We start from the raw sequence: 11,981 nt of genomic DNA, 5'->3' as shown, positions 1-11,981 counted from the left end.
GCTTCCGCCTCCTTCAACCTTTAGGAATGGTGGCCAAGTTGCTCCTTGGTGAATTCGTAAAACGCAAGCGCATCCTCACTGCTCGCAAATCCTGCCTGAGCTATTTTCTCACTGCCGCCGCCTTTGCCTTGGTAAGCCCCGAGATTTCCTTTGAAAAACGGCCCGCACGCCCATTCCGGCGGCTGTCCGTTCTGTGCCAGTACAACCTTCGCTTCCGAGATGCTGGCAAATAGCACCAAACCTTCATGCTCTTCCGTAAGTTTGGTAGCAAGGCTTTGCATGTCCTTGAGTGATTTCTCCTCGAAAATCCGGGCAATGACCAGTCCTTCCCGTGCGGCTAGCAGTTCCTGAGCGTAGTAAGCGTCATTGGTGGATTTCACAGCATTCAGCTCGCTTTGCAGCTGTTTCTGCTCCTGTTCCATTTTCTCAACACGCTCCAAAAGTTCGTCACGGCTTGTCTTTAATTTGGTCGTAATGCCGTTCAACACCTGTTGAATTGCCGTGAATTCGTTCAAAGCTCTCGTACCGCATTTAAAATAAATTCGTGTGTTGCTCTTGATCTTCTCCGTTTTCAGCAGTTTAATGATTCCGATCTCACCTGTGGCAGCCACATGTGTACCACCGCAGGCATTGTACTCCACACCCTCGATCTCCACGATGCGAATGTCCTCCTTCACCGTGGGCTGCTTCACTAAAGGCAATCGCGCGGCTTCTTCCGCGGTAACCCATGAAGCGCGAACGGGAGCATTGCGAACAATCTGCCGATTCACCTCTTGCTCGACTTCAGCCAGCTGTTCCGGGCTGAGGCTCTCTGTAGCCACATCAATCGTTGCGTAGTCCATGCCCAGGTGAAAACTGAGTGTCAGGGCATCCGTCAGTTTTAGTGTAATTGCCGATAACAAATGCTGGCCCGTATGTTGCTGCATGTGGTCAAATCTTCGTTCCCAATCCAGCTCACAGTGCACTTCATCCTGCTCCGGGGAACGCTCCAGCTTATGCCATACTTCTCCGTCTTCCAAGTTCACATCCAGAACAGCGGCACCGCCAATCTGTCCCAGATCACACGGTTGTCCGCCTCCATGCGGATAAAATGCCGTCTCGGCGAGCGTCACGTATACGCCATCTTCTTTCGTCACTCGATTGGTAATATGTGTATGCCACTCGCGTGTGTAAGCAGCATCATAGTAAATTTTTTGAGTCATTGAATGGATTCGTTCCCTTCTCGGTCAAGTATGTTACATCTACTCTCAGATTACACTATTTCCCATAGCTAACGCCAATATTGCCATCTTGATCTCCACCGATCTCTACTTTTTACTCAAAATAAAAAGACCGCTCTGTAAGCTACAGCCTACAGAGCGATCTATATTCTTTATCCAACGTTTAATCTGAAAAAGTTGGATATGGACGCCCCGATTGATTACACCGAAACGGAGATGGCAGACGAATGCTCCCTTGTAGACACCAAGAACAAAGCAGACAGAAAGGACCTGGAGAAGCGGAGCGCTCGCATTTGTCACCGGATTGTTCCCATCAGGGAATCAATCAAAATAATCGGGGGATAAGGGCGATCGAAAGGTTTTCTGACTGCGGCGTTCCCGTGTGTCTACCGCAACCAGCATAGTCAGTCATCGGAGTGGTCAAGTGTAATCCATCGGCCACGCCATATCTTTTTTCACATTAAACCAAGTTCCAGAAGAGAACGGTATTAGCCACCGTCACCATCGTAAACAGCAACGTATTAACAAATGCCGCGAGCCATACATTGTTTGTTTTCTCAAACAATTTGCGTGCGTATACGGCAGCGATGATCAGACATGGCACCAGCGCGAACAACAGAATGCCGTTCAGTGCTTGAGTTGGATACAGCGCCACACCTGTCATAAAGTCTTTGCCATACTGTGCCAGCATCCACAATACCAGTCCACCGACATTCAGTACAATCGCAAGGAACATACCGCCGCGTTTGCCGCGTGTATTGGCGTTCAGTGCAACAGCACTTACAAAGTAATAGATCAGGAAGAGCGGAGCATAACGCAAGGCAGTAACGAAATGTGCCTGTTCAAACGTACGTACCGCAAATGTCCAGATGCGGAAGTCCGTTCCGAAGATCGCCTGCACCGCGAACAACAGTGCATACCCGATTACAATCGCGAGTACAGCTGTCACAAGGCTGGCAATGATGGTTCCGATATTCAAGCTAATACCGTAATCACTGAAACGAGTGCCCGCATCCTTTTTGGAGAAATAGTGGAATGCAAAGGTCACCAGAATCATAATCAACGCCGATACCAATGCCCAGTATACGATCTGGTTCGTTGTTGGTTCATTGAAGTATGTGGCTGTAACGACAATTTTGTTTGCATAGTTGAATACAATCCACATTACCAGAGATACAACGGCGAGCAATATACTGCCTACGCCCATGTTTTTCATCCGGCGGCTTGCGGCATAATCATTCTTTTTGCTGCCAGCCAGGACGAATCCAATGACTGCAACAAGCACACTTACGATGAACAAGATCAGAGCAATAATCCGTAGTACGTTCAGTCCATCGGCTGATTTATCCATCAGTGTTGGAAAAAGAATAGCAGGAATCAGCGTGCTGAACGCAATCGCGAGCCAGTAGATCGTTTTTTGCTTGCCACTTACGGCAGCGGAAACTGTTGCGATCTCGTTGCTAACCGCTTTACGAAGCAATGGCAGTCTGAGTAACAACGTAATCAACGGTACAATCATCAGAAAGAAGCCAATCAAGGCTACAAAGTTAAAGGCTTCCTTCGCCCACCAGATCTGATTTCCCGATCCCAGATTCACATTGGTCTGGTTCGGTGACGTTACCCCATTGAAAGCATGCGCGTAAAAGTCGATCAGATGTCCCGTTGTTGTTGGAGAGAAATGGTTCCACGGGTGAGTCTGATTCGGAGTGAACATGATGTGCTCGCCCGTTTGCGAAGGACGTACCACTTTGCCATCAACCATCAAGTCACCGGAATTTACTTCCCTGAATTTGTCCGTTTCCGCTCTAGGTGCATCTGCCGCGAGTCCAAGGAATGCTTTACCTGAGATGGTTGCGGCAAAATCCTTACGCATTACAGTACCTTTGATTTCTTTTTCAGCGGCTGTTTTCTCTTCGTCGGATTTATTGAAGAAAAACTCGTCATATTTACCCGCAATCATTCCTACTGTACGGCTTCCAAAAGCTGCTTGCAGCTGATCCTGCGGAGCCACGGCAGCGGCATACGAATAATCTGCGCCTACAGAGATGCCTGTATAGATCATACGGTGTCCTGTTTGCAGTGAAGTCATCTCGTCCATGTACATGGAGAGCAGTGTCGAGAATCCGCCCATGGAGTGACCGCTAACGGCAACGTACGCGTTACCTTTGTCATCCTTTTTCGTGAAGTCCTGATCATAGATATATTTAGCCGCATCAAATTGAGAATAGATCCAGAACGTACCGAACATATCTTTCACCGGAATAGGTGCACTCCAGCGAGAATCCCCATGATCATACATATCGAGTGCCAGCACGATGTAACCACGTCTGGACATTTCAATGGCAGGTGCATCCTGCATTTCTTTCGTGTTCAAATAACCATGCGTCGTAATAATAACCGGTCTTTTGTCATCGGCACCCGCGCCTTTTGGCATGTACAGCAGACCCGATAACGTTCCGTGATCGGCCTGGAATTTGATCTCTTTAACCTTGACGGAATAGAAGGATGTGTTGAACATGCCGGCAAACAAGCTGCCGAAAATGACTAGAACGAGTGATAAAACCAGCAACCCCTGCGGTTTTTTCAAGAATGATGTGACTGTTCTCATAGTTGGCTCCTTTAAGCAATATAAAATGCGATATAACTTGAACTATTCTTTTACACAATAACGGAGAGGACAGAAAAAACCTGGAAAAGCGAAGCTGAAAGCTTTCTGAAAGAAAGCTACATCGGAAGCATAGGTTTCGCCTTTATCACCGGATTTTTCCCTTTGGAATAGGGAATCCAAAAAATCTGGGGATAACAGCGATTGGAAGGTTCTTCTGTCATCGGAGTGGACTGTGTAAAATCTTTAGTTCAAATTATATAGATAAATAGATATCACTATGCGTACGCTTCCGTTCATAAAATGAGGAAAACAGCATGTCATAATGCAGTAAACAGTAGACGCCAACAATAAATCAAAATTAATCTATTTAAATTTGATGTAAATGAGTACATGTAAATATTGACTCAATATGGCCTAAAAAAGGCACACATAACGACGCCGGACTCCGGCGCCGTCACCTGTGTCAGTTCATATCTGTATAGCCCTGTATATCTATATCGTCATGCAAGCAAATTTAATGAACTCTCTCTTACTTCAAAGACTCGGACAGCTCAGTGAAAATAACACCCAGCGCATACGCGCCAGCATCCGGATATCCCAGGCTACGGTCACCGACCGTACCTGCACGTCCCATACGCGCTACGATGTCTTCCGTTTTCTTCGCGCCTTCAACCGCTGCGGCCGCACCTTTGGCAAATGCAGACTTGAAGTCATCGCCAGATTCCGCGCTTTGTATCCAGGCATCTGCACATGGAACGAGTGCGTCGATCAGTGTTTTATCGCCTACAACCGCACCGCGTCCGAAGGAACGCTCACCTGTTGCCTGAATGCCTTGTACCGCTGCCTGCATCATTTCTGCGAATTCAGCGACATTCAAATGTTGCTTCTCACCTACCGCTTTGCCCGCTGCACGGAATGCCGAACCCCAGATTGGGCCGGATGCTCCGCCGCAATACTCCATGATCACTAGGGAGCACGCATCGAGGAATGACCCGATATCTGTTTTCTCTTCGTTAACGATGTGGTTCCACTCACGCTTCAATTGGCGGAAGCCTTTGGCTACACTCATCCCGAAGTCGCCGTCACCGGCATGGGAATCGAGTTCACAGAACGGTACTTCGTTCTTAATGATGATCTCGCCCATTTTATCGATCAGGTAAACCATGTTATCCAGCGAGAACTGATTATTTTCAACAACAGCTGCTGATGCATTCGTCTGCACCTCGTAGGATACTGGAGCGTCTTCCGTCACAACTGCTTCGAGCGCTTCAGAGTAAGCAACTTGTGCCATTGGAGGACCAGACACTTTAAATGCAGGTGTGTCGCTTTCCTTAAACAACAAGGTTTTCAATTCATCATCCAGCTTCAGAATCGTTACCGATGCACCCGCCATGTCGATACTGGTCATGTAGTTGCCTACAAATGTCGTCGCTACGTTAAGACCTGCATGTCCTGCAAGCTCACGTTGAACCGAGTTGTTGAGCAAGTACAGTTCTTGCAGAGGTGTCGCACCAAAACCGTTCACAAGCACAGCAATCTCGGCAGACGCGTCTTGATCCAGCTTCATATCTTTGAGCAATGCGGACACCATACGTCCCGCAAGCTCATCTGCAGAGACGATTTTCTCCCGGCGAATACCTGGCTCACCATGGATACCTACCCCGAACTCCATCTCGTCTTCCGCGATTTCGAAGGTTGGTGTTCCCTTGGCAGGAACCGTACAAGAAGTGAATCCAAAACCGATACTGCGCACGTTCTGTGCCGCTTTCTCCGCAACGGATTTCACTTCTTCCAGACTACGTCCTTCTTCCGCTGCGGCGCCGGCAATTTTATGAACCAGAACCGTTCCGGCCACACCACGGCGTCCTACCGTATACAGGCTGTCTTGCACAGCAATGTCATCTTCCACACGTACATATTGCACGTTGATGCCATCTTCTTCAGCCAGATGCGCTGCGTTTTTGAAATTCATCATGTCGCCGCTGTAGTTTTTGATGATAAGCAGTGTACCTTTGTTGCTTGCCGTTGCTTTGATCGCTTGATATACCTGGATTTGGGAAGGGGATGCAAATACATCTCCGCACACCGCCGCATCCAGCATACCTTTGCCGACATAACCAGCATGTGCTGGCTCGTGACCGCTGCCGCCGCCGCTGATCAGGCTGACTTTGTCCGCTTGAATCTCTCTGCGTTTGATCACTTTATATTTTTTCAGGAATTCCAGCTCCGGGTGCGCGAGCGCAATCCCGTTGCACATTTCCATGACAACATGTTCAGCCTGGTTGATGATTTTTTTCATTTATTTTGCCTCCTGGCGTGCTTTGTACTCCCGTCCGATTCGGTCAGCTGCTGCAATCGCTGCGGCTACTTCAGGAACAGTAATCGGGAATGGCATCGCGTGGATGGATTCCTCTGGAATGCACGCAATCTCTGCTACTTTCAACAATTCTTCTTGTGTAATGGTTTCTACGCCGATATCTGCAAGACTTACAGGCAATCCTACGGAAAGACAGAAATCCATCACTTGGTGTAATTCTTCGGTTGGTGCATTTTCAAGAACGAGCTGTGCAATCGTACCGAAGGACACTTTTTCACCGTGGAAATAGTGGTGTGTGCCTTCCAGAACCGTCAGACCATTGTGGATCGCGTGTGCTGCAGCCAAACCGCCGCTTTCGAATCCAAGACCGGACAACAGGATGTTGGTTTCTACGATGTTTTCCAGGGCTTGAGTTACCACGTTGCTGTCACTCGCTACTTTTGCTTTGGCGCCATCTGTTAGCAACATTTCGTAACACAATTTAGCAAGCGCCAGCGCTGCATTGGTTCCTACAGCAGAAGGTGTGTATCCTTCACGGGAACCCATCGGCAGACTTGCATTCACACGGGAATAAGATTTGGATGTCGCTCTTGCCTCAAAGTAAGTGGACAATGCATCTCCCATACCGGATACGAGGAACCGTGTTGGTGCGTTAGCGATAACGGTAGTATCTACAAGCACCACGCTTGGGCTTTGCTTGAAATATGCATAATCGTCAAAAGAACCTTCCGGTGTGTACAATACTGCCGAGTGACTTGTCGGTGCATCTGTTGCTGCAATCGTTGGGCAGATAATCAGTGCATCGCCTTCAGCTACACATTTTGCTGCATCAATGGCTTTACCGCCGCCTAGACCGATCGTGCATGTACAGCCTTTCTCTTTCGCGATTTCTTGCAAACGAGCGACTTCCTCGCGTGAGCATTCGCCTCTAAAACCGCTTTCAACAAACGAGATGTTGAATTTCTCTGCTGTTGCATCCAGTTTAGCTTTGACACGTTGTACATCATCCGGATGAGCAATCAACAATGCAGAATCTCCGAAGGATTTTACGAAATACCCCAGGTTCAACAATTCGTCTTCGCCTTGCACGTACTTGGTTGGGCTGATAAATGCTTTTCTCATAATATGATATGCCTCCTAAAAGTAGATTTAATAGAATGTCTTTGCGGTGCAACGCTTGTCCCTCTTGACTGATATTCAGAGATTAAGATGCCTTGCTCCGTGTTACATCAAATTTTAATTGTTGCAATTGACCTAAATATAACGCAGAAGCAAGAGGTTTACAGTGGACTTTGATAACAAATTATTATAATTTGCAATCGTAATTTTTTGCTTTTTCGCGTAATCGTGGTATGTTATTGTCATGAGATGGTTGAATTTTGACCTCCCATGTTCCATTACCCGTCCTGTTCACGTCTTAATATGTACAACTTTCAACTTTTTAACGACTCTCCGATCGAAGAATTCGGTCTGCCACGGAGGTTTTTCACATGATTAAAGAATATCTGCACATCAATAAAATACTCGATCTGGATAAGTGGAAACGCCTTCAGGATTCCCTTGCCACCGTCACCAAACTTGCCATTCTTACCGTCGATTATAAAGGCATTCCCGTCACAAGCCATAGCAGCTGTCAGGCATTTTGCCAGAACGTTCGCAAAGACCCCGAGCTTCTTCCTTATTGTCAAAAATGTGACTCTCGCGGCGGTCTGGAGGCTGTTCGCCTTAACGAACCTTACGTTTATCTCTGTCATTTCAATATCATTGATATTGCGATTCCAATTACGATTGATGGCAAATATATTGGCGCGGTGATGGCTGGACAAGTCAAATTGGCCGATCCCGAGAAGGGAAGCGATCTGGAGCAGATCGTGACGTCCAAAAACGTACCGATGCATGACGCGAAAATGAAGGAGTTGCAGGCAGATTACGACCAATTACCCGTCATGACGTATGAGGAGATTGTAAAAATTTCGAATATGTTGTCGCTACTGTGCAACTATATTGTAGAGGAAGCTTTGAATAAAAACCTTCTAGTCGAAATGTTCGAGAAGGCTTCTGGCAATCAGGAGTCCGTTAACTTGTCCACCATCCTGCCGGGGTATTCGATCCGCAACATTGAGTCGATCAAAAAGGAAATGACCAATGCCATTGCGGATGCTTATCTCAAAAATAGTCCCAGTGATACGGAGAGCCTTAATCCGGTGCTCCAGCCTGCTTTTGAATATATCCATAGCCATAAGAGCGAACAAGTATCGTTAAAACAGGCAGCAGACCTGTGCCACTTAAGTCCAAGCTATTTCAGCAGGTTATTTGCCAAGGAGACAGGTGAAAATTTCACCACCTATCTCGCGAAGCTCAAAATCAAGTGGGCCAAGCAGCTGCTGGAGGTCACGGACATGCCCGTCTCACAGATCAGCGATGAGCTGGGATTTAATGAATCGGGATATTTTATTAAAATATTTAAAAAGTTCGAGGAAATCACGCCTGCACTCTATCGTAAATATATTCAGGAGCAGTGAAAGCGCCAGTCCATATCACATCGACAAGCAGCTTAGCCTTCGATCTGCTCCTCCACCCAGATGGCAGGCTCTTTAAGATAGCTGTTTCTGTAACTCCCCGTCCAGCCAAGTCAGTGCATCTCGTAACTTGTCCTGCGGCACCGTATCGTATCGATCCCCTGTCGACATTTCGAATGAGCAACCGTTGCCTCCGGTTTTGTTCAGATAGGATGTAACCGCGATATCAAACTTCTGCGCCATCTGCACGAGCAAGGTCTCAACCTCGGAAGCTGCGAGTGCAAAGTGAACGTGAAACATATTGGATACAGGGATTTCGGGAACCGTACGAATCCCGTGGCATGCATTGAACAGTGAGGCCAGCTCCTTGGCCTGCTCGTAATAATGTCCCATTTTGCCAACACGTTCATGGTAATAATACCGGGAGCTGAGAATATACGGATACAGGCCGATCAGATCGCCGCCATGCCGCCGTTTCCACACTTTGGATTCCTGCATGATGTCTGTATCCCCCGCAAGAATGGCTCCCGCAATGCCGCCAATGCCTTTGTAAAAAGAGATGTACACACTATCAAACAAACTGCATATCTCCGCTGGTGTTTTCTCATAATAAGGTGTGATCTCAAACAATCGTGCTCCGTCCAGATGCAACTTAATCCCTTGCTCCCGGCAGTACGACGAGATCGCTTCCAGTTCCTCATACGCCGGCAGTTGCCCACCAATCTCACGTTGCGGTAGTTCAAGTAACAAACAGGCGTATTTCTCCTTAATCGCTTTCACATCGCCCAGTGTAATCAAACGATCCGCCTCGCCCAGCAAAATGCTTTCGATCTGATGCAGCTCCTTTAGCCCATCTTCTTCATGAATCTCCAGGTGAGACAGCGGATGATACGCAACTCGCTTGATACCTGCCCGGTCACACCAGATGCGAAGTGCAATCTGTTGCGCCATCGTACCACTTGGGAAAAACACCGCCGATTCCTTCCCTAGCACATCTGCCATCTCCTGTTGAAACTCATCAATCATTGAACCATGACCGTAGTGGTCACTGAATGTTTCTCCATCCACCTGTTCCAGCGCTTCCTGCAGCACTTTCACTTTGCGGCTGCCATGCCCGCATACAATGTACGCCGCCTGACCGAATGCGTCGGCAAGTTTTAATTTGTTATTTGCCAAAATCAATCTCTCCTTTTACTGTTCCGGTACCGTCATAATCTCCACCAGAGCTTGGAGCGCATTAGAACTATGTTCACCATGAGCATAAACAAATCCTACTTCCAGACAAGAATAAGGGTCAGGCAATGATACAATCTGCACCTCACCTCTGGATGCCGCTTGAACCACCGAAGAACGGGGTAACAAGGATACGCCCAACCCGGAAGTAACACCATTAATAATGGTATCGAGTGTCCCATATTGCATGATTTTTAATGAATGAACCCCTTGGGTTTTCCAAAAATCCTCCGCCTGAGCTCGGTGCGTGCATCCAACCTCAAAAAACAACATCGGCTTGCTGAGCAGTGTTGACATGTCATGTTCGCCCGGTTTAACAATGAGCACCAGTTCATCGTCGTACATTTTTATATAATTCAGCTTCTCATGTTTGACCGGGCCATACACCAAAGCGCCATGTAACTCATGGGCGATAACCTTCTGATTCAGCTCGTGTGTGCCACCAGTGACAAGGGAATAACGTACCTTCGGATAACATGCGCAGTACTCCGCCAGAAGCGGTGTCAGGAAACGGGAGGCTGCAGTCTCAATCGAACCCAAACGAAGGTTTCCTGTCGGTGGACTTCCTTCCTGTGCGGCCTGCTCAGCTTCATCTAATAATTCCAATATTCGATCTGCGTATCCCAGCAGGTTCTCCCCTGCCGGAGTGAGCAGCATCCCCCGATTAGAGCGATGAAATAACGGCACTTGAAGCTGATCTTCCAATTGTTTGATCCGTGTGGTTACGTTGGACTGAACATAATTAAGTACAATAGCGGCTTTGCTGATACTGCCTTCGCGGGCAACCGCCTGGAATATTTTCAAATCACCTGCATCCATTTGCTTTTCACCTGCTTGTTTTTATGTGAACGTTTCTTATCTATCAATATTCATGATACTGACCTTCATTTTTGTTTATTTTACGTGTTTCCATCTCACCTGTACAATGACTCCGTAATGGGTCATCTATCTACTTTACAAGAACACTAACGATGACAGAGTAACTATATTATACAGGGAGGTAACATCCATGAACGTATCCAAAACGATGAATGCAATCATACATTCAGGTCAACCCGGCCTTGAAGGTCTTCAATATTCAACCTGTCCAACACCTGAAGCAGGCCTCGGACAAGTAGTCGTAGAGCTTCGCGCAGCTGGACTGAATCACCGGGATCTCTTCATTATGTCAGATCGTACGCCTCAAGACACTCCGCTTATTCCCGGATCGGACGGGGCAGGCATTGTGGTAGAAGTCGGCGAAGACGTGCAACATATCTCCATAGGCCAAGAAGTCATCATTCACCCGACGCTCGGCTGGGAATATACCGCAGAAGTGCCTGTGGTTCCCGGTATCGTCGGAGGCCCTTCGGATGGAACACTAGCGCAATATATTACGCTACCTGCCAGCAATGTGTTGCCCAAACCTGAACATCTCTCCTGGATTGAAGCTGGTGTATTGTCTCTTTCAGCACTGACAGCGTATCGTGCGCTGTTCACTCGCGGGGGGCTGAAAGCAGGTGATCACCTCCTTATTCCTGGCATTGGAGGTGGCGTCGCTACGTATGCTCTGCTTATGGCTGTAGCTGCAGGAGCCAAGGTAACCGTAACCTCCAGAAGTGAGGTTAAACGAATGGAGGCATTGCGTCTTGGGGCTGATCAAGCCTGGGATAGTCATTCGGATTGGAATGACACGATGAATTCTGGCGAGCCTGTAGACATCATTCTGGACAGCATTGGACACGTGATGTTTCCCAAATACGAAAGTGTCATCAGACCCGGCGGCCGGATCGTGATGTTTGGCGCAAGTTCAGGCGATGATTTACATCTGCCGATTCGTTCGATCTTTTTTCCGCAGATCAGCTTGATCGGCACTTCTATGGGCAGCCGTGAGGAGTTTGTGCAGATGCTGGATTGGGTAAAAAAACATAAGATTCGTCCCGTTGTAGACAACACTTATCCACTGCAAAATACGGCACAGGCGTTTGAACGGATGGAAAAAGGCGAGCAGTTCGGCAATATCGCGATTACGATGCACTAAACAACGACCTTTTTACCATGAACTTTCCCCTTATCAATGATAGACTAATGCTTAGACTGGTCTT

Annotated in this window: 8 protein-coding genes; 2 read left to right on the top strand and 6 right to left on the bottom strand. The window is 47.7% G+C overall.

What is annotated here, in order from left to right; all coding sequences use genetic code 11:
- Positions 1-20: 20 nt before the first annotated feature.
- The 4 genes from Q9R46_RS25690 to Q9R46_RS25675 all read right to left on the bottom strand — a co-directional run bounded on the left by Q9R46_RS25690 (position 21) and on the right by Q9R46_RS25675 (position 7,267).
- Positions 21-1,202: an alanyl-tRNA editing protein gene (locus Q9R46_RS25690; protein WP_311282273.1), complete on the bottom strand. Its 1,182-nt coding sequence runs from the start codon at positions 1,200-1,202 to the stop codon at positions 21-23.
- 478 nt (positions 1,203-1,680) lie between these two features.
- Positions 1,681-3,828, bottom strand: a complete 2,148-nt coding sequence (locus Q9R46_RS25685) for a hypothetical protein (RefSeq protein WP_311282272.1) — start codon at positions 3,826-3,828, stop codon at positions 1,681-1,683.
- Between the two features lie 529 nt (positions 3,829-4,357).
- Positions 4,358-6,127 (bottom strand): dihydroxyacetone kinase subunit DhaK, encoded by a 1,770-nt coding sequence (gene dhaK, locus Q9R46_RS25680; RefSeq protein ID WP_311282271.1) that lies wholly within the window; start codon positions 6,125-6,127, stop codon positions 4,358-4,360.
- Positions 6,128-7,267: a glycerol dehydrogenase gene (locus tag Q9R46_RS25675; protein ID WP_145332959.1), complete on the bottom strand. Its 1,140-nt coding sequence runs from the start codon at positions 7,265-7,267 to the stop codon at positions 6,128-6,130. It lies immediately after the preceding gene.
- Positions 7,268-7,635: 368 nt separating this feature from the next.
- Between Q9R46_RS25675 and Q9R46_RS25670 the strand changes: the two genes are divergently transcribed.
- Entirely contained in the window at positions 7,636-8,667 is a 1,032-nt protein-coding gene (locus tag Q9R46_RS25670; protein WP_311282270.1) for a PocR ligand-binding domain-containing protein, read from the top strand.
- Between the two features lie 72 nt (positions 8,668-8,739).
- Here Q9R46_RS25670 and Q9R46_RS25665 read toward each other — a convergent pair whose 3' ends face one another.
- Together Q9R46_RS25665 and Q9R46_RS25660 are read right to left on the bottom strand one after the other, a co-directional pair.
- Positions 8,740-9,840, bottom strand: a complete 1,101-nt coding sequence (locus Q9R46_RS25665) for a threonine aldolase family protein (RefSeq protein WP_311282269.1) — start codon at positions 9,838-9,840, stop codon at positions 8,740-8,742.
- A 15-nt stretch (positions 9,841-9,855) separates the two neighbouring features.
- A complete protein-coding gene (locus Q9R46_RS25660) occupies positions 9,856-10,716 on the bottom strand; it encodes a LysR family transcriptional regulator (protein WP_311282268.1) in 861 nt (286 codons plus the stop codon).
- A gap of 208 nt (positions 10,717-10,924) precedes the next feature.
- Between Q9R46_RS25660 and Q9R46_RS25655 the strand changes: the two genes are divergently transcribed.
- The gene (locus Q9R46_RS25655; protein ID WP_311282300.1) at positions 10,925-11,917 is read left to right on the top strand and encodes a quinone oxidoreductase family protein; all 993 of its coding nucleotides are present in this window, start codon (positions 10,925-10,927) and stop codon (positions 11,915-11,917) included.
- Positions 11,918-11,981 lie beyond the last annotated feature (64 nt).

The sequence above is a fragment of the Paenibacillus sp. RRE4 genome (assembly GCF_031844205.1).
GTDB classification, from domain to species: Bacteria; Bacillota; Bacilli; order Paenibacillales; family Paenibacillaceae; genus Paenibacillus; species Paenibacillus xylanexedens_B.
Note: the sequence above shows the minus strand (reverse complement) of the source record. Positions and strands in the feature narration are given on the sequence as shown.

Bases quoted from the DNA above. Each gene is read 5' to 3' on its own strand.
- Q9R46_RS25655 (WP_311282300.1), top strand. From the start codon at position 10,925: ATGAATGCAATCATACATTCAGGTCAACCCGGCCTTGAAGGTCTTCAA.
- Q9R46_RS25660 (WP_311282268.1), bottom strand. From the start codon at position 10,716: ATGGATGCAGGTGATTTGAAAATATTCCAGGCGGTTGCCCGCGAAGGC.
- dhaK (WP_311282271.1), bottom strand. From the start codon at position 6,127: ATGAAAAAAATCATCAACCAGGCTGAACATGTTGTCATGGAAATGTGC.
- Q9R46_RS25690 (WP_311282273.1), bottom strand. From the start codon at position 1,202: ATGACTCAAAAAATTTACTATGATGCTGCTTACACACGCGAGTGGCAT.
- Q9R46_RS25685 (WP_311282272.1), bottom strand. From the start codon at position 3,828: ATGAGAACAGTCACATCATTCTTGAAAAAACCGCAGGGGTTGCTGGTT.
- Q9R46_RS25670 (WP_311282270.1), top strand. From the start codon at position 7,636: ATGATTAAAGAATATCTGCACATCAATAAAATACTCGATCTGGATAAG.
- Q9R46_RS25675 (WP_145332959.1), bottom strand. From the start codon at position 7,267: ATGAGAAAAGCATTTATCAGCCCAACCAAGTACGTGCAAGGCGAAGAC.